20 protein-coding genes and 1 pseudogene are annotated in these 17,144 nt (G+C 70.0%); 10 read left to right on the forward strand and 11 right to left on the reverse strand.

Going from position 1 to position 17,144, the window contains the following annotated elements; genetic code table 11:
- Positions 1 to 46: 46 nt before the first annotated feature.
- Positions 47 to 1,429 carry a glycine--tRNA ligase gene (locus tag JYK17_RS12575; protein ID WP_108007642.1) on the reverse strand — a complete coding sequence of 461 codons (1,383 nt, stop codon included), beginning with the start codon at positions 1,427 to 1,429 and terminating at the stop codon, positions 47 to 49.
- Positions 1,430 to 1,613: 184 nt separating this feature from the next.
- Here JYK17_RS12575 and JYK17_RS12580 point away from each other — a divergent pair, with 184 nt between their 5' ends.
- From JYK17_RS12580 to JYK17_RS12595, 4 genes are read left to right on the forward strand one after another with little or no spacing between them, the layout of a single operon-like run.
- Positions 1,614 to 2,573 carry a metal ABC transporter substrate-binding protein gene (locus JYK17_RS12580; RefSeq protein WP_222810384.1) on the forward strand — a complete coding sequence of 320 codons (960 nt, stop codon included), beginning with the start codon at positions 1,614 to 1,616 and terminating at the stop codon, positions 2,571 to 2,573.
- A gap of 11 nt (positions 2,574 to 2,584) precedes the next feature.
- Positions 2,585 to 3,340 carry a metal ABC transporter ATP-binding protein gene (locus tag JYK17_RS12585; RefSeq protein WP_108007640.1) on the forward strand — a complete coding sequence of 252 codons (756 nt, stop codon included), beginning with the start codon at positions 2,585 to 2,587 and terminating at the stop codon, positions 3,338 to 3,340.
- Positions 3,340 to 4,242, forward strand: a complete 903-nt coding sequence (locus JYK17_RS12590; protein WP_128803002.1) for a metal ABC transporter permease — start codon at positions 3,340 to 3,342, stop codon at positions 4,240 to 4,242. The genes JYK17_RS12585 and JYK17_RS12590 overlap by 1 nt, the downstream gene beginning before the upstream one ends.
- A 59-nt stretch (positions 4,243 to 4,301) precedes the next feature.
- Positions 4,302 to 4,721 (forward strand): Fur family transcriptional regulator, encoded by a 420-nt coding sequence (locus tag JYK17_RS12595; RefSeq protein ID WP_222810385.1) that lies wholly within the window; start codon positions 4,302 to 4,304, stop codon positions 4,719 to 4,721.
- Between the two features lie 92 nt (positions 4,722 to 4,813).
- On the opposite strand, the gene JYK17_RS12600 is transcribed toward JYK17_RS12595, so the two are convergent.
- The 5 genes and pseudogenes from JYK17_RS12600 to JYK17_RS12620 form a co-directional block, all read right to left on the reverse strand.
- Positions 4,814 to 5,659 (reverse strand): isoprenyl transferase, encoded by an 846-nt coding sequence (locus tag JYK17_RS12600; protein ID WP_128803001.1) that lies wholly within the window; start codon positions 5,657 to 5,659, stop codon positions 4,814 to 4,816.
- A gap of 102 nt (positions 5,660 to 5,761) precedes the next feature.
- On the reverse strand, positions 5,762 to 6,508 hold the full coding sequence (gene recO, locus JYK17_RS12605) for a DNA repair protein RecO (RefSeq protein ID WP_108007636.1): 747 nt from the start codon (positions 6,506 to 6,508) through the stop codon (positions 5,762 to 5,764).
- 41 nt (positions 6,509 to 6,549) lie between these two features.
- A pseudogene (locus tag JYK17_RS41165) lies at positions 6,550 to 6,636 on the reverse strand (DNA repair protein RecO); the annotation flags it as partial.
- Positions 6,637 to 6,662: 26 nt separating this feature from the next.
- Entirely contained in the window at positions 6,663 to 7,286 is a 624-nt protein-coding gene (locus JYK17_RS12615; RefSeq protein WP_128803000.1) for a DUF1266 domain-containing protein, read from the reverse strand.
- Positions 7,287 to 7,316: 30 nt separating this feature from the next.
- Positions 7,317 to 7,532 carry a hypothetical protein gene (locus JYK17_RS12620; RefSeq protein ID WP_108007634.1) on the reverse strand — a complete coding sequence of 72 codons (216 nt, stop codon included), beginning with the start codon at positions 7,530 to 7,532 and terminating at the stop codon, positions 7,317 to 7,319.
- A gap of 183 nt (positions 7,533 to 7,715) precedes the next feature.
- Between JYK17_RS12620 and JYK17_RS12625 the strand changes: the two genes are divergently transcribed.
- The gene (locus JYK17_RS12625; RefSeq protein ID WP_222810386.1) at positions 7,716 to 8,549 is read left to right on the forward strand and encodes a helix-turn-helix domain-containing protein; all 834 of its coding nucleotides are present in this window, start codon (positions 7,716 to 7,718) and stop codon (positions 8,547 to 8,549) included.
- Positions 8,531 to 8,809: a DUF397 domain-containing protein gene (locus JYK17_RS12630; RefSeq protein WP_108007632.1), complete on the forward strand. Its 279-nt coding sequence runs from the start codon at positions 8,531 to 8,533 to the stop codon at positions 8,807 to 8,809. Before JYK17_RS12625 ends, JYK17_RS12630 begins: the two co-directional genes overlap by 19 nt.
- A gap of 12 nt (positions 8,810 to 8,821) precedes the next feature.
- Here the strand turns inward: JYK17_RS12630 and JYK17_RS12635 are convergent, their stop codons facing one another.
- The 4 genes from JYK17_RS12635 to JYK17_RS12650 form a co-directional block, all read right to left on the reverse strand.
- Positions 8,822 to 9,145 (reverse strand): helix-turn-helix domain-containing protein, encoded by a 324-nt coding sequence (locus tag JYK17_RS12635; protein ID WP_128802997.1) that lies wholly within the window; start codon positions 9,143 to 9,145, stop codon positions 8,822 to 8,824.
- Entirely contained in the window at positions 9,142 to 9,522 is a 381-nt protein-coding gene (locus JYK17_RS12640; protein ID WP_128802996.1) for a type II toxin-antitoxin system RelE/ParE family toxin, read from the reverse strand. Before JYK17_RS12640 ends, JYK17_RS12635 begins: the two co-directional genes overlap by 4 nt.
- Before the next feature lie 104 nt (positions 9,523 to 9,626).
- Positions 9,627 to 10,295 carry a response regulator gene (locus JYK17_RS12645; protein WP_128802995.1) on the reverse strand — a complete coding sequence of 223 codons (669 nt, stop codon included), beginning with the start codon at positions 10,293 to 10,295 and terminating at the stop codon, positions 9,627 to 9,629.
- Positions 10,292 to 11,497 carry a sensor histidine kinase gene (locus JYK17_RS12650; protein ID WP_222810387.1) on the reverse strand — a complete coding sequence of 402 codons (1,206 nt, stop codon included), beginning with the start codon at positions 11,495 to 11,497 and terminating at the stop codon, positions 10,292 to 10,294. Before JYK17_RS12650 ends, JYK17_RS12645 begins: the two co-directional genes overlap by 4 nt.
- A 133-nt stretch (positions 11,498 to 11,630) precedes the next feature.
- Here JYK17_RS12650 and JYK17_RS12655 point away from each other — a divergent pair, with 133 nt between their 5' ends.
- The 3 genes from JYK17_RS12655 (at position 11,631) to JYK17_RS12665 (ending at position 14,985) form a co-directional block, all read left to right on the forward strand.
- The gene (locus JYK17_RS12655; protein WP_128802993.1) at positions 11,631 to 12,545 is read left to right on the forward strand and encodes an ABC transporter ATP-binding protein; all 915 of its coding nucleotides are present in this window, start codon (positions 11,631 to 11,633) and stop codon (positions 12,543 to 12,545) included.
- Between the two features lie 19 nt (positions 12,546 to 12,564).
- On the forward strand, positions 12,565 to 13,395 hold the full coding sequence (locus JYK17_RS12660; RefSeq protein WP_128802992.1) for an ABC transporter permease family protein: 831 nt from the start codon (positions 12,565 to 12,567) through the stop codon (positions 13,393 to 13,395).
- Positions 13,396 to 13,503: 108 nt separating this feature from the next.
- Positions 13,504 to 14,985 (forward strand): alpha/beta hydrolase, encoded by a 1,482-nt coding sequence (locus JYK17_RS12665; protein WP_222810388.1) that lies wholly within the window; start codon positions 13,504 to 13,506, stop codon positions 14,983 to 14,985.
- Positions 14,986 to 14,994: 9 nt separating this feature from the next.
- Here JYK17_RS12665 and JYK17_RS12670 read toward each other — a convergent pair whose 3' ends face one another.
- Positions 14,995 to 16,107: a glycoside hydrolase family 113 protein gene (locus tag JYK17_RS12670; RefSeq protein ID WP_222810389.1), complete on the reverse strand. Its 1,113-nt coding sequence runs from the start codon at positions 16,105 to 16,107 to the stop codon at positions 14,995 to 14,997.
- 88 nt (positions 16,108 to 16,195) lie between these two features.
- Between JYK17_RS12670 and bla the strand changes: the two genes are divergently transcribed.
- Positions 16,196 to 17,140, forward strand: coding sequence for a class A beta-lactamase (gene bla, locus JYK17_RS12675; protein ID WP_222810390.1), 945 nt, complete (start codon positions 16,196 to 16,198; stop codon positions 17,138 to 17,140).
- The last annotated feature ends 4 nt before the right edge of the window (positions 17,141 to 17,144 follow it).

Consider the following 17,144-nt stretch of genomic DNA (forward strand, 5'->3'; position numbering starts at 1 on the left):
CGTTCGACGGCGAGTGCGGCAGAGGTGAGTGCTGCAGGGCCGGGTGTCAGCAGCCCAGCAGGCGCCCGGCCAGGTAGCCCTCGATCTGGTCGAGGGACACCCGCTCCTGCTTCATGGAGTCACGCTCGCGCACGGTCACGGCGTTGTCGTCGAGCGTGTCGAAGTCGACCGTGACGCAGTACGGCGTGCCGATCTCGTCCTGGCGGCGGTAGCGGCGGCCGATGGCGCCGGCGTCGTCGAACTCGATGTTCCAGTGCTGGCGCAGCGCCTGGGCGAGGCCCTTGGCCTTGGGCGACAGCTCCGGGTTGCGGGACAGCGGCAGGACGGCCACCTTCACCGGGGCGAGGCGGTGGTTCAGCCGCAGCACCGTGCGCTTCTCCATCTTGCCCTTGGCGTTGGGCGCCTCGTCCTCGACGTAGGCGTCGAGGAGGAACGCCAGCATCGCGCGGCCGACACCGGCCGCGGGCTCGATGACGTACGGCGTCCAGCGCTCGCCGGCCTCCTGGTCGAAGTAGGACAGGTCCTGGCCGGAGGCCTTGGAGTGGGCGTTGAGGTCGTAGTCGGTGCGGTTGGCGACGCCCTCCAGCTCACCCCACTCGTTGCCGCCGAACTGGAAGCGGTACTCGATGTCGGCGGTGCGCTTGGAGTAGTGGGAGAGCTTCTCCTTCGGGTGCTCGTACCACCGCATGTTCTCCTCGCGCAGGCCCAGGCCGGTGTACCAGTTCCAGCGCTGCTCCATCCAGTACTCCTGCCACTTCTCGTCCTCGCCCGGCTTGACGAAGAACTCCATCTCCATCTGCTCGAACTCGCGGGTGCGGAAGATGAAGTTGCCGGGCGTGATCTCGTTGCGGAAGGACTTGCCCATCTGCGCGATGCCGAACGGCGGCTTCTTGCGCGAGGCGGTGTGCACCAGGGCGAAGTTGGTGAAGATGCCCTGCGCGGTCTCGGGGCGCAGGTAGGCGATCGAGCCGCTGTCCTGCGTGGGGCCGAGGTGCGTGGAGAGCAGGCCCGAGAACTGCTTGGGCTCGGTGAACTGGCCCTTGTTGCCGCAGTTGGGGCAGTTGACGTCCGCGAGGCCGTTCTCGGGCAGGTGGCCCTTCTTGGCCTCGTACGCCTCCTCGAGGTGGTCCGCGCGGAACCGCTTGTGGCAGGAGGTGCACTCGGTGAGCGGGTCCGTGAAGGTGGCGACATGGCCGGAGGCGACCCAGACCTCGGGCGCCAGGATCACGGACGAGTCGATACCGACCACGTCCTCGCGCGAGGTCACCATGTAGCGCCACCACTGGCGCTTCAGGTTCTCCTTGAGCTCGACACCCAGCGGCCCGTAGTCCCAGGCGGCGCGCTGGCCGCCGTAGATCTCACTGCACGGGAATACGAAGCCACGGCGCTTGCTCAGGCTGACGATGGTGTCGATCTTGTCGGCGGCCACGGTGCTCTCTTCATTACGACGACGGGCGAGGAAGCGAGACGCTTCAGAGCGAATGCTTCAGGGTACCGGCGTGGGCTGCCCCTCAATCAAATCGGTCCGCCCTTACCTGCCTCGCCCCGCCTCGCGGGCACCCCTCGCCCAGGCTTGTTGACAACGGTTTCCATTTTTGTTGAAAATGACTGTCATGAACGTACGACGACGCCTCATACCCGCGGTGGCGACCGCGGCAGTCACGGCCCTCGGTCTTGCCACCCTCTCCGCCTGCTCCACCGACAGCGCCGCCGCGGCCAACACCGGCAAGTTCGACGTCGTCGCGTCGTTCTATCCGATGGCCTTCCTCGCCGAGCGGATCGGCGGCTCGCACGTCCACGTCACCAGCCTCACCGAGCCCGGCCAGGAGCCCCACGACCTGGAGATCAGCGCCAGGCAGACCGCGCGGCTGCAGGAGTCGGACGCGGTGCTCTACCTCAAGAACCTCCAGCCCTCCGTCGACGACGCCGTGGCCCAGTCCGAGGTCAGGACCAAGATCGACGCCGCCTCCCTCACCTCACTGGAGAAGCACGGCAACGAGGTCGGCGGCCACGCGGCCGCCCACGACCACTCCGAGAACGAGGAGCTGTCCGGCCTCGACCCCCACATCTGGCTGGACCCGGTGCGCTACGCCCAGGTCGCCGAGCGCGTCGGCAAGTCCTTCGAGAAGGCGGACCCGGACCACGCGGCCGACTACAAAAGGAACACCGCGGCCCTGGTGAAGAAGCTCGACGCGCTGAACACGCGGTTCAAGGACGGGCTGGCGCACACCACATCCAAGGTCTTCATCACCACGCACGCCGCCTTCGGCTATCTCGCCGAGCGTTACGGCCTCACCGAGGAGGCCATCAACGGCCTCGACCCCGAGTCCGAGCCGAGCGCGGCCCGGGTCAGGTCGCTGGAGGAGATGGCCAGGGCGGACGGCGTCACCACGATCTTCTACGAAACGCTCGTCAGCGGCACGACCGCCAGGACCATCGCCTCCGACGCCGGACTGAGGACGGACGTCCTCGACCCGATCGAGGGCATCACCGACAAGTCCCGCGGCAAGGACTACTTCTCGGTCCAGGAGGCCAACCTCAGGGCGCTGCAGCAGGCGTTGGGTGCCAAGTGACGGGAGAAGAGATGGATACCGAGACCGTCATATCGCTGCGCGGCGTACGCGCCGACCTGGGCTCGCGCCCCGTCCTGCGCGGCATCGACCTCACCGTCGGGCGCGGTGAGGTGGTCGCGCTGCTCGGCGCCAACGGTTCCGGCAAGTCGACCGCGATCCGCACGATCATCGGCCAGGTGCCGGTGAGCGCCGGGGAGGTCGAGCTGTTCGGCACGCCCCGCAGGCTCTTCCGGCAGTGGGCGCGGGTCGGCTACGTACCGCAGCGCACCACCGCCGAGGGCGGCGTCCCGGCCACCGTCACGGAGATCGTCTCGTCCGGGCGGCTGTCGAGGGCCCGCTTCGGGGTGCTGCGCAAGGCGGACCACGCGGCCGTGCGCCGAGCGCTGGAGCTGGTCGGCATGGCGGACCGGGCAAAGGACTCGGTGAACGCCCTCTCCGGCGGCCAGCACCAGCGGGTACTGATCGCCCGCGCGCTCGCCGCCGAACCCGAACTGCTGATCATGGACGAGCCGATGGCGGGCGTGGACCTGGCCAGCCAGGAGGTGCTGGCGGGGACGCTGCGCGAGCAGGTCGCCTCCGGTGCGACGGTGCTGCTCGTCCTGCACGAACTGGGGCCGCTGGAGCCCCTGATCGACCGCGCGGTGGTGCTGCGCGACGGCTGCGTCCTGCACGACGGCCCTCCGCCGAAGGCCCTGGGGCAGCACGCCCTCCCCGGCCACGACCACGTACACCCGCACGCTCCGACCCGCACAGGACTGCTGAGCTGATGGACCTCCTCGACTACGCCTTCATGCAGCGGGCCCTGCTCGCCGCCGTCCTCGTCGGCATCACCGCCCCGGCGATCGGCATCTACCTCGTGCAGCGCCGCCAGGCCCTGATGGGCGACGGCATCGGCCACGTCGCGATGACGGGCGTCGGCCTCGGCTTCCTGCTCTCCACGTCCCCGGTCTGGATGGCGACGGGCGTCTCGGTACTCGGCGCGATCCTCATGGAGCTGATCCGCTGGTACGGCCGCACTCGCGGCGACATCGCCCTGGCGATGCTCTTCTACGGCGGTATGGCCGGCGGCGTCATGTTCATCAACCTCGCGCCGGGCGGCTCCAACGCCAACCTGACGTCGTACCTGTTCGGCTCGCTGTCGACGGTGTCGGAGTCGGACGTGACGGCGATCTGTCTGCTGGCCGGATTCGTCGTGCTGGTCACCCTCGGGCTGCGCCGGCAGCTGTTCGCGGTCAGCCAGGACGAGGAGTTCGCGCGGGTCACCGGGCTGCCGGTGCGCGCCCTGAACCTGCTCACCGCGGTCACGGCGGCAGTGACGGTCACGGTCGCGATGCGCGTGGTGGGGCTGCTGCTGGTGAGCGCGCTGATGGTGGTACCCGTGGCGGCGGCGCAGCAGCTCAGCCGCAGTTTCGCGGCCACCTTCGCGATCGCGGTGGTGATCGGGGTGACGGTGACCATCGGCGGCACGGTCACCTCGTACTACCAGGACGTGCCGCCCGGCGCGACGATCGTGCTGCTGACCATCGGCGCCTTCGTCGTGCTCACCGCGCTGGCGGCCCCGCTGGCCCGGCGTCACGCCCGTACGGCCGCGGCGGCACGGCCCGCCCCGGACCCGGCCGAGTGCGCGATTCCGGCCACCCGGGCCCCGGACGGGAAGGTCGGCGTCTGACCGGGCACAGCCCCGGCTGGCACAATGTCCGGGCAGACGCAGATGTGAGGAGGCAACCGGTGACCACCGCTGGACCGCCCGTGAAGGGCCGTGCGACCCGCCAGCGGGCAGCCGTGGCGGCGGCCCTGGACGAGGTCGAGGAGTTCCGCAGCGCGCAGGAGCTTCACGACATGCTGAAGCACAAGGGCAACTCGGTCGGGCTGACCACCGTCTACCGCACTCTGCAGAACCTCGCCGACGCGGGGGAAGTCGATGTGCTGCGCACGTCCGAGGGGGAGTCGGTGTACCGGCGCTGCTCCACCGGGGAGCACCACCACCATCTTGTCTGCCGTGTGTGCGGGAAGGCTGTGGAGGTGGAGGGGCCTGCGGTGGAGAAGTGGGCGGAGGGGATTGCGGCGGAGCACGGGTATGTGAACGTTGCGCACACCGTTGAGATCTTCGGTACTTGTGCGGAGTGCTCGGAGTGTTCTGCGGGGTAGCCGGTTGTCGCCGTAGGGGTGCGGGTCGTTGCGGGCTGCCGGTTGATTGTGGCTGGTCGCGCAGTTCCCCGCGCCCCTAGAGGCGTTGCAGCTCAGCCCTGCTCTCCTCGCATGTCTCGTTCCATCTCCAGGAGTTGTTCGTTGGGGACTGCGCCGCCGAAGCGGCGGTCGCGGGAGGCGTATTCGACGCAGGCTCGCCAGAGGTCGCGGCGGTCGAAGTCGGGCCAGAGGACGTCCTGGAAGACCATTTCGGCGTAAGCGCTCTGCCAGAGCAGGAAGTTGGAGGTGCGCTGCTCGCCGCTCGGGCGCAGGAACAGATCCACGTCCGGCATGTCCTGGTAGTACATGTACTTCGCGAGGGTCTTCTCGCTGACCTTGGACGGGTCGAGTCGGCCCGCCCTCACGTCCTCCGCGAGCGCCTGCGCGGCGTCCGCGATCTCGGCACGGCCGCCGTAGTTCATGCAGAAGTACAGCGTCAGCAGGTCGTTGTCCTTGGTCTGCTCCTGGGCGACCTGGAGCTCCTTGGCGACCGACTTCCACAGCTTGGGCATACGGCCCACCCAGCGCACCCGGATGCCCAGTTCGTCGAGGGTGTCGCGGGTCTTGCGGATGAAGTCGCGGTTGAAGTTCATCAGGAAGCGGACCTCTTCGGGCGAGCGCTTCCAGTTCTCCGTGGAGAACGCGTACAGCGAGATGCTGCCCACGCCCATCTCGATGGCGCCCTGCAGCACGTCCAGGACGCGCTCCGCGCCGACCTTGTGGCCCTCGGTGCGCGGCAGCCCGCGCTCTTTGGCCCATCGGCCGTTTCCGTCCATGACGATCGCCACATGGCCCGGGACCAGCTCGCCCGGCAGCTTCGGCGCGCGGGCGCCCGACGGGTGCGGCTCCGGCGCCCTGTACTCCCGGCGCCGGCGTCCCAGGATCCCGCGTACAGCCATGTGCTTCTCGTCTCCTCAGGCGACGTACTTCTCTACGGACGTCTTGCTTCTCTACGGACGTTGCTTCTCTACGGACGTTGCTTGTCCACGGTCTGCGGGTTGCTACTTCTCTACGTAACGCAGCGAACGCAACCCGCGTTCCAGATGCCAGTGCAGATACGCGGACACCAGCCCGCTCCCCTCCCTGACGTGCCGCGGCTCGCACGAGTCCGCGGTCTCCCAGTCTCCCGTAAGCAGTGCGGCCAGGAGTTCCAGGGTCTGCGGCGAGGGTACGACGCTGCCGGCGACCCGGCAGTCGACGCAGACGGAGCCGCCGGAGGCGACCGAGAAGAACCGGTTCGGACCGGGCATACCGCACTTCACGCAGTCGCTGAAGCTGGGGGCGTAGCCGTTGACGGCGAGGGAGCGCAGCAGGAAGGCGTCGAGGACGAGGTGCGGGGCGTGCTCGCCGCGGGCCAGCGTCCGCAGGGCGCCCACCAGCAGCAGATACTGCTGTACGGCCGGTTCGCCCTCGTGGTCGGTGAAGCGCTCGGCGGTCTCCAGCATGGCGGTGCCCGCGGTGTAGCGGGCGTAGTCGGTGACGATGCCGCCGCCGTACGGAGCGATGGTCTCGCTCTGGGTGCACAGGGGCAGCCCGCGCCCGACCAGCTCGCTGCCGCGCGCGAAGAACTGCACGTCGACATGGGAGAAGGGTTCGAGTCGGGCCCCGAACTTCGACTTGGTGCGCCGCACGCCACGCGCCACGGCCCGCACCCGCCCGTGCCCGCGCGTGAGGAGCGTGATGATCCGGTCCGCTTCGCCGAGCTTCTGCGTCCGCAACACGATGCCGTCGTCCCGGAACAGACTCATCGCGCACCGCCGCGGGTCTTCGGCCGGGGGTCCGGGGGTTGTCCCCCGGGCAGGCACAGCATGATCCGGTCCGCTTCGCCCAGCTTCTGGGTGCGCAGGACGATGCCGTCGTCGCGGAACAGGCTCATGCACCCATTCTCGCGTATGGCCGAAGTCAGCGGGCGCGGTCGGGGTGACTGATGGTGTCCCAGGGGGCGAGGTTCCAGGGGCTGGCCCGGTTCGCGGGGTCCAGGAGCGCGCTCAGATGGGCGTCGGCGGCGGACTGCGGGGCCGGGAAGGACTCGTCCCGGTCGCCGCCCAGGCCGTCCTGCCACACCTTGCGGCCCAGCAGGTAGTGATCGGCGTACTCCTGCCAGGAGGCGTACGTCCGCACCACCGACGGCACGATGTTCTTCAGCGCCGTCCACGCCTCGGCCTCGCTGATCATCCCGCAGCCGAAGCCGAGCCGGGCGATGTCGACGTACAGGGCGGCGTCCCAGGCGAGCGGCGCGACGCCGTAGACCTGCTGGGCGCGCGCCCGGTAGCCGCCGCGGGAGAGTCCGTCGAGCCGGTCGACCAGCACCTGCCGTGAGCCGATCTCCCACTGCTCGGCCAGCCAGCCGCGCGCGCTGTCGTCGTCGATCCGCGTGAACGGGTACAGCGTGGTCCGCGAGGCGTTGCGGTCACGGCTGACGGGTGCGCTCAGCGAGACCATCCACAGCTCGTGCAGGGTGAGGGGGGTGGGGTAGCGCCGCTCGGCCCGGGGTCTTCTCCATTTCCGTATGCTCGGCAACCTCATGCGCCCGCACCCTACTCAAGGGGTCCCGCGTCAAGGCACCTCGCCCCGGCTGCGTGCGTTGGCGTACGCGGTCGCGGCACTGAGCCGCTCCGCGGAGGTCGCTCCGCGTACGGCGCCGGGGTCGGCGTCCCACTCCCTGCCGCCGCCGTACGGTCTCAGTTGTACGTACGGGCCTTCGTGCCCCATGACGATTCCCACCTTTCCTGTTCGCGTGTCCACGACATGAGTACCGATGGGGGGTTTCATTTCCTCTCCTTAACGACCGTAACGAAAACGACCCACAATTCGGGGACCGGGTTCGTTTGCGCCCCCAGCGTGCTCCCCTTTCTTTTTGGGTTTCACGCTTTTCCTCTCCACTGTGAACCGTTCCGGCTACTCTCGGCAGGAGTCTGTGTTCTACAAGTACGGTGCAGCTCAAGGGGGTTGGCCATGGCCAATGGTTCACGTCAGGCGGCATGGGAGTTCTTCGGCACGGAGCTGAAACGACAACGCGAGGACGCGGGGCTGACCCAGGCGGAGTTGGGTGCGCGGGTCTTCGTGTCCGGCGCGTATATCGGGCAGTTCGAGCAGGCGATCCGAAAGCCACAGCTCGATATCGCTTCACGGATCGACGGGATCCTGCAAACCGACGGTATTTTCGGGCGGTTGTGCAGGAAGCTGATTGACGATCCCCGGTATGCGGATTACTTCGCCAAGGCGGCGGAGCTGGAGCGGCTCGCGGTGCAGGTTTGCGACTTCGCCCCCGCGCTGGTGCCCGGCCTCTTGCAGACGGCGGCGTACTCACGAGCGGTCACCTTGGCGATGAACCCCTTCGCGCCGGACGAGTACATCGACGACAAGGTGTCGGGCCGACTGGAGCGCCAGCGCATCCTCAAAAGCGCGCCACGGCCTGTGTATTGGGTGGTCCTGCACGAGCATGTGCTGCGTATCCCGGTCGGCGGGGCAGCGGTGATGGCAGGGCAACTGGAGCACGTAGCAGCGCTCACGCGTGAGCGGGCGGTGGTGGTACAGGTGTTGCCGTACCAGGCCGGTGCGTACGCGGTCATGAACGGGACGCTGCGCCTCATGGAGTTCGAGGACGCTCCACCAACGGCCTATACAGAAGCCGTGTATTCGGGGTCGCTGCTGGACGATCCGGCCGTGGTGCAGCGGGCGCAATCGGCATACGATCTACTCAGGGCCGCCGCGCTGTCGCCGGAGGCGTCCCTGACGATGATCGAGTCGGCGGCGGAGGACTTCAGACGATGCGCGAGTACGACCTGAGCAACGCGAGCTGGCGCAAGAGCACGCACAGCGACGGCAACGGCGGCGAGTGCGTCGAGGTCGCGTACGACTTCCCCGGCGCCGCCCGCTGGCGCAAGAGCACCTACAGCGACGGCAACGGCGGCAGCTGCGTCGAAGTCGCCGACGGCATCCCTGGAGTCGTCCCCGTTCGGGACAGCAAGGTCACGCACGGGCCCGTCGTGGTCGTCGGCGCGGCCGCCTGGGCGAAGTTCATCGACTTCACCTCGGCGCACGCGTAGCCGCAGCCGCGCTCACCCGACCTGGCGCAGCTCCCCGTCCGCGAAGACGGCGACCATCATCAGGCTTCCGCCGAGGGCCTCGACGTACCTGGCGACCACGTCGGTCCCGGAGACCTGGCCGCTCTCGATCTGCGACACACGGCCCTTGCTCACGCCCATCCGTTCCGCCACCTGCTGCTGGGTGTACCCGCGCTCCTGACGCATCTCGACCAACCGCCACGCACGCGCCTCGGCATGCAGTCGCCGGGCCCCTTCCAGGAACGCGTCCCGGCCGCCGGCCAGTTCTTCGGCACGCTCACGATGCCCACCACCCGACCACTTCGTGTACCCGCTCACTTCCCCGACTCCTTCTTCCGATCGGCCAGGTATTCGGCATAACGACGCTCGGCAAGCGGGATGGCCGCGTCGTACCAAGCGCTCCAGTTCCCTGCTTTGTCGCCTGCCACCAGAAGGATCGCGGAACGCCACGGGTCGAACATGAACAGGACGCGCACCTCACTTCGACCTGACGAGCCGGGACGCAGCTCCTTGAGGTTGTGCAAGGCCGACCCCTTGATCCGATCGACGAGCGGACGCCCCTCGGCAGGCCCGTGACAGGCAAGGATCCAGATCGCTTGGTTCACGAGCACGTACGAGTCCGGATCGGACTTCTCCAGATCGTGCAGCCATTGATCCACCTCGTCCGTCAGGTAGACATCCCACTGCTCTTCCACGTCAACCCTTTCGCAAGTTTAGCAGTCACTAAACCTGCGGCGGGGGCGCTACGACACCGAAATGCGCACCTACACCCGATCGAGCACGTCCCGGCGTCACCGTGTCACCGTGTCACCGACACCAACCCCGCCTCATAAGCCATGATCACCAGCTGCACCCGGTCCCTGGCGTCCAGTTTGGTCAGTAGGCGGGTCAGGTAGGTCTTGGCCGTGGCCACGCTGATGTGGAGTTCGGCGGCGATCTCGGAGTTGGAGAGGCCGGTGCCGACCAGGGTCAGGACCTCGCGTTCTCTGTCGGTCACCGGCTTCAACTCGCGGCGCCCGGAAACCGGTTCAGGCCGCGCAGCGAAATCCTGGATCAGGCGGCGCGTCACGCTCGGGGCGATCAGTGCGTCCCCGGCGGCCACGACGCGCACGGCGGCGATGATGTCGTCCAAGGCCATGTCCTTGACCAGGAAACCGGACGCGCCGGCGCGCAGCGCCCCGTAGACGTAGGCGTCGTCGTCGAAGGTGGTCAGGACCACCACCCTGGCCCCGGGGCCCGCCTCCGTGATGCGGCGCGTTGCCTCGATTCCGTCCATGCCGGGCATGCGGATGTCCATGACGACCACGTCCGGGGCGAGTTCGGCGGCCAGCCGCACCCCCTCCTCCCCTGTGCCCGCCTCGCCGACCACGTCGACGTCGGGGAGGTCGGCCATGACCATGCTGAGTGCGGTACGGATGAGCTCCTGGTCGTCGACGAGCAGGACGCGGACCGGCGGCAGCCCGCTCATCGCGTGGCCGCCGGGAGCGGCAGGCGGGCGGCGACGCGGAAACCGCCCTCGGAGCGCGGCGCGGCGGTGAACTCGCCGTGCAGGAGGGCGACGCGTTCGCGCATGCCGACCAGGCCGAACCCGGTGTCGGTGCCGGTGTCGCGGCCGCGGCCGTCGTCGGTGATCTCCAGGGCGAGGGCGTCGTCGCCGTAGTGCAATGTGACATGGCACTGGTGCGTGCCCGCGTGCCGTACGACGTTCGTGACCGACTCCTGCACGATGCGGAACGCCGACAGGTCGATGTCCGGCGGGAGTTGGCGTCGGGATCCCGAGCGCCGTACCTCCACCCGCACCCCCGCCGCCGTCGTCGTGGCGGCCAGCCGGTCGACGTCCTCCAGGCCGGCGGGCGTGGCGGGCGCGGCATCCGGCGTCTGCCCCTCGTCCGCCGCTCGCAGCGCGACCAGCATGCGGCGCAGGCCCGCCAGGGTCTCCCGGCCCTCGTTCTCCACGGCCCGCATGGCCGCGAGGGACGCTTCCGGGCGGGTCGTGGCGACGCGGGACGCCGCTCCGGCCTGGAGGGCGATGATGCCGATGCTGTGGGCGACGGTGTCGTGCATCTCGCGGGCGATGCGCAGCCGTTCCTCCGTGACGGCCCGCGCCGCGTGCTGGGCGCCGATCCGCTCGGCGTGCACGCGGGCCTCGTGCGCGGAGTTGCCCAGCAGCCAGGCGATGACCGTGACGAGGGCGACGGCCAGCTCCGCGGACATGCCGACGGTCCAGCCGCGCAGCAGCCGTACGGAAAGATACGCAGCCAGCGTGCCGACCGCCACGGCCAGGGCGGTCAGCGCGAGGCGCCGGGGCTGTGCGGCCGCGATGAAGTAGAGGGTCACCACGGTGGTGAGGTACTGCGCCATCGGCAGCTCGCCCGTGCCGATGGTGCTCGTCTCGAAGATCGCGGCCACGACGGTCAGGACGAGCGCGGGCAGCGGCCTGCGCGTCAGCAGCCGGCTGCCCTGGAACGCCAGCGCGGTGGACAGCGCGAGGACGGTCAGGCCGTCCCAGCGGTACAGCTGGGCCGCCGGCAGCTTCCCCGGCTCGCTCTCGCCGGGCAGCCGTACGGTCGTCAGCAGGGTGAGCAGCGTGGTCGCGCACCACACGAGCGCCGTCCAGGCGCCCGGCGGCACGCGCTTGACCAGGGGCAGCGGGGGCGTGATGGCCGACATGCCGCGATCGTAGGCGGGCGGGCGCGCTCGGTCATCGGCCCGGGGACGTACAACCACGGTCGACATCGGGAGTGCGTGGGTGTCGGCGCCGGGCCGATGTGCGGGCGGGCCGGTCCGCGGGAGCGTGGTCCGCATGATCGAGGTCGACCAGCTCACCAAGCGCTACGGCCCCACGACGGCCGTCCGGAATCTGTCCTTCACCGTCCGCCCCGGCCGGGTCACCGGCTTCCTCGGCCCGAACGGCGCGGGCAAGACGACGACGCTGCGCATGCTGCTGGGGCTCGTCGAGCCGAGCGCCGGCACCGCCACCGTCGACGGCCGCTCCTTCCGCACCCGCCCGCGCGGCCTGCGCCACGTAGGGGCCCTGCTCGACGCCCACGACGTGCACGGTGGGCGCAGCGCGCGGGCCCATCTGCACGCGCTGGCCCGCAGCAACCGCATCCCGGTGGCGCGGGTGGACGAGGTGCTCGCGGAGGTCGGGCTGACCGGCAGCGCGGCCCGCCGCCGGACCGGCACCTTCTCCCTCGGCATGAAGCAGCGGCTCGGCATCGCGGCCGCGCTGCTCGGGGACCCGCCGGTGCTGATGTTCGACGAACCGCTCAACGGGCTCGATCCGGAAGGCGTGTTGTGGGTGCGGGAGCTGTTCCGGCGCCTGGCGCGCGAGGGCCGTACGGTCTTCGTCTCCAGCCATCTGATGTCCGAAATGGAGCACACGGCCGAGGAGTTGGTCGTCATCGGCCGCGGTGAACTCATCGCCGCCGAGAGCCTCACGGAGTTCGCCTCGCGCGGGACGGCACCGACGGTGACGGTCAGCTCGCCGGACGCGGGCCGGCTGGCCGCCGTACTGACGGCCGAGGGCGTGGTGGTGACCCCGCACGACGAGGAGACCCTGCGGGTGCGCGGCGCGAGTGCGGCCCGCGTCGGCGAGCTGGCTCACGAACACCGCTTCCTACTGCGGGAGTTGACCACGCAGACGGCCTCGCTGGAGGCGGCCTTCATGGAACTGACCGCCGACAGCGTCGAGTACGCGGCAGGAGAAACCCGTTGACCACCGCAGGAGAGACCCGATGACCACCCTCGCCGTCCCGGCCGCCCGCTTCACCGACCTGCTCGCCGCCGAGTGGATCAAACTCCGCTCCCTGCGCTCCACTTACTGGGCGCTCGGCTCGTGCGCCCTGGTCCTGATCGCCTTCAACGCGAACGCGGCCCGCGCCGACTACGTCAACTACCCGCACTACGACGGGCCGATCCGCCGCGAGTTCGTCTACTGGGCGCTGCGCGACGCCTTCACCTCGGGGGCCACGATGATGATGATCCTGGCGACCGCGGGCATCGGCGCGATCACGGTCGTCGGCGAGTACGGGACGGGCCTGATCCGTACGACGTTCACCGCCGTGCCCGACCGGCGGGCGCTGATGACCGCCAAGGTGCTCGTCGTGACGGCGGTGATGACTGTGTACGGCGCGGTCGTCGCCGGCGCCTCCTTCGCCGCCTCGCAGGCCATCCTGGACGGCCGTGGCCTGGGCGTGGCGATCGGCCACCCAGGCGCCTGGCGCGTGGTCGTGGCCTCGGCGCTGCTCGCCCCGGTGAGCGCCCTGGTCGGCATGGGCATGGGCGCGCTGATCCGGCACAGCGCGACCACGATGATCCTGACGACGCTCGTCCTGCTGCTCCTGCCCGCCTTCGTCACGGACCGCTACCACTGGACGGCCTGCGTCCGCAACGCGCTCCCGTACAACGCCTGGGTGCGCCTGGTCGACATCGGCTACGGCGACCATCCCTTCACCCTGGTCCCCAGGTTCCCGACGACGGTCGGCGGCGGATGGGTCGTGTTCGCGGTGTGGGCGGGGGTCGCGGCCGTACTGACGGTGGTGGTCGTGGAGCGACGGGACGTCTGACGTATCTGACGTATGACCAGCCCTGCCCCGGCACGGGGGTAACCCCCCCTGTCGACAAGGCTGTTGGCCGGATGGGCGGCACGGCCCGGGTCCGGGACGCTCGTAGGCATGAAGGAGATCACGAAGAGCGCCGCCCTGATCGCAGCCGCCTCCGGCATCGTCTTCGGTGTCCTCACGCCCCTGAGCGCGTCCGCGGCGGACGCGTCCTCCGGCCTGAAGTGGGGCAGGTGCGACGGCGCCGGGCTCGACCCGCGCCAGCAGTGCGCGACCTTGAAGGTCCCGCTGGACCATGCCCACCCCGACGGCCCGAAGATCGACCTCGCCCTCTCCCGGATCCCCGCCGAGAAGCCGTCCGCCCGCCGGGGCGTGCTGCTGCTCATCCCGGGAGGACCCGGCGGAACCAGCCTCGACGACCCCTCCGGCAAGGGACAGAAGCTGCCGCAGGAGGTGCGCAACGCCTACGACCTGATCGGGTACGCCCCGCGCGGCAACGCCCCCTCCACGACCACCAGTTGCGGGCTCGAACACCGTGACCTCGCGCTGACCGCCTCGCGGCCGTGGCCCGCGCCCGACGGGTCCGTCGCCGGGAACATGGCCACCGCCCGGCGCATGGCGAGCGCCTGCGCCCGCAACGGCGGTGCGCTGATGCGGCACATCAGCACGGTCGACAACGCCTACGACGTCGACAGCATCCGGGCCGCCCTCGGCGAGCGGAAGCTGTCCGCGTGGGGCGTCTCGTACGGGACGTACGTCGGAGCCGTCTACGCCCAGCTCTTCCCCGGGCGCACCGACCGCATCGTGCTCGACAGCAACGACAACCCCGACCCCGTCAACCCGGAGCGCGCCTGGGTGAAAATCACCGAGGCGGGCGTCGAGGACAACTTCCCCGAGTTCGCCAAGTGGGCCGCCGCACCCGGCAATCCGTACCGCCTCGCCGACACGCCCGCCGAGGTGCGCCCGCTCTTCCTCGGGCTCGCCGCCCGGCTGGACCGCGAACCGCTCCCCTGGCCCGGCGCCAACCCCGAGGAACTGAACGGCAACGTGCTGCGCCAGTCCATGCTGAACAGCCTCTACGACCCCGACGACTACCCGGAGTTGGCCCAGCTGATCCTGGCCGCGCAGAACGGCACGGCACTGCCCGCACCGCAGTCCCCGCCGGATTCCGTGCTGCAGACCATGACCGCGGTCGGCGCCGCCACCATCTGCAACGACGCCGCCTGGCCGCGCTCGACTGCCGTGTACGAAAAGGGAGTTGAGAAGAGCCGGGCCGCGTACCCGCTCACCGCCGGCATGCCCCGCAACGCGATGCTGTGCGCCGCCTGGCCGTGGCGGCCGAAGCAGCCACCGGTGCGGATCACCGACCGGGGACCGTCCAACATCCTGCTCGTCCAGGACAAGCGCGACGTCGCAACCCCCCTGAGCGGCGCCCTGAAGCTGCGCAATGCCTTCGGCCACCGTGCCGTCATGGTGACCAACGACTCCACCGGCCACGACGCCTATCTCGCCAACGGCACCTCGTGCGGCGACGCGACGGTCTCGCGGTTCCTGGCAACGGGCGAACGGCCACGACGGGACGTGTACTGCCGCTAGCCGACGCGTCTACCGCCGCTGAGCGCACCCGCCGTACTGCCGCGCCAGCGCGTAAAACGCCTCCTTCGGTTCCCAGTGCCAGCCCGAACGCGGGTCGTCGGGGCGGTCCTTGATGACCTTGGTGATGCTGTAGCTGGCCATGTCGAGGTCCTTCTTGGGGTTGTCGGCGCGGTGCGGGGCGTCCGGGGTGACGAACTCGAAGGCCATCGCCGCGTACAGGCCCATCGACTCGAAGACCCGCACCAGGTCGGTCAGATAGACGGCCTGGGTGTGCTCGCTGCGCACCAGGTCGCCCTTGATCTCGCCCTTGTCGTAGTCGACGACGTTCCAGCCCATGCCGCCCGCCTGGGGCGCGCCTTTGTAGGTGCAGGTGCCGAACTCGGTGATGGCCAGGGGCTTGCCCCAGCGCAGGTGTTTCCTCAACTCCCGTACGTAGTCGGCGTGGTGGCGGAAGTACGAGTAGTAGTCGATGCCGACGATGTCGAAGAGCCGCCAGTCGACCTGGTCGTCCTGGGCGGCGGCGTAGCTGAGGTTTCCGTGGAATACGGACCGGCCGAGTGCCGCCGCCTTCGCGGTGAAGCGGTCGAGGCGGTGCTGCATCTTCACGGGGTCGAAGGTGCCGTTCAGCATGTTCTCCACCCGGTCCATGACCGTCGCCCCCGGCACGATCCCGGGCACGAACAGCCAGAACTCGCAGCCCACGCTGAAGTCGACGCTCGCGCCCTGGCGCCGCAGCCGCTCCGCGAACCGGCCGCACTCGGCCATGTGCTCCAGGATGTCCCGCTCCGGTGCGTCCGCGAGGGTCGGCTGCAGCCAGACGTGCAGCCCGCGCTCGGCGGCCTCGACGGCCGTCGCGGTGAGACGGTCCACGCCGTCACCGGTCACGTCGACGGTGTCCGCGTGCAGCCGGTCCCTGATGGCACCGATGTCCCGTCGCATCCGGGCGGCGCTCCACGCGGTCCCCGGTGTCTCGCCCTCGCCGACGGTGTAGACGACGCCGCGGTGCCGAAGGCCCCTTCCGGACGCGGCTGCCGGACGGGACGGCAGCACCGTCGCCGCGGCCGAGAGCGCCGCCGCCCCGGCGAGGAACTGTGCCCGGCTGATCCCCTTGGTCTTCTCCATGCCGTTCACTGTGCCGAGCACCGGCGCGGTCCGCCGTCCCCCGATGGTCTACGCCCGCGCAACCAAGGGATGACGTACGGCGTCGATCATGGGAAAGAGGTCGAAAGAGGACCGGCAAGATCACCCGCCGCCTTCGACGAAGGAGAACACGATCCCAGGCCGACGCACCCTGCTCATCGCAGGCCCCGCCACCGTCGCCGCGCTCCTCGCGAGCGCGCCCGCCCACGCCACGTCCGCCCACGCCACCAGCGGCCCGCTGCGCGAGCTGGAGCGGCGCCACGACGCCCGGCTCGGCGTCTTCGCGCACAACCTCCGTACGCGAAGGACCGTCGCCCACCGTGCCGACGAGCGCTTCCCCATGTTGTCGACGTTCAAGACCCTCGCCGCCGCGGCCGTACTGCGCGACCTGGACCGGCACGGCGAGGTCCTCGCCCGTCGTATCCACTACACGCGCGCGGACCTGGTGGACGGCGCCCCCATCACGGGCAAGGAGGAGAACCTGGCGCGCGGCATGACGGTCGCCGAACTCTGCGACGCCGCCATCCGCTACAGCGACAACTCGGCCGGCAACTTCCTGCTGCGCCTGCTCGGCGGCCCCACCGCCATCACCCGCTTCGCGCGCTCCCTCGGCGACCGCGTGACCCGCCTCGACCGCTGGGAGCCGGAGCTCAACTCGGCCGAACCCGGCCGCCGTTCGGACACCACGAGCCCCCGCGCGATCGGCGGCAGCTACGCGCGGCTGGTGCTCGGCAGCGCCCTGAACGCCCCGGACCGCGCCCGGCTCACGCACTGGCTGCTGACCAACACCACCGGCGACCACCGCATCCGCGCGGGCCTGCCCGCCAGTTGGACGGTCGGCGACAAGACAGGCTCCGGCTCCTACGGCAGCACGAACGACGTGGCCGTCGCCTGGACGGACGACGGTGACCCGGTCGTCGTCGCGGTCCTGTCCACCAGGCCGCAGCAGGACGCGGCCTGGGACGACGCGCTGCAGGCGGAGGCCGCGGCGATCGTGGCCGAAACGCTCCGCTGAAAAT

This window comes from Streptomyces plumbidurans (assembly GCF_019857225.1).
In the GTDB taxonomy this organism is placed as follows: domain Bacteria; phylum Actinomycetota; class Actinomycetes; order Streptomycetales; family Streptomycetaceae; genus Streptomyces; species Streptomyces plumbidurans.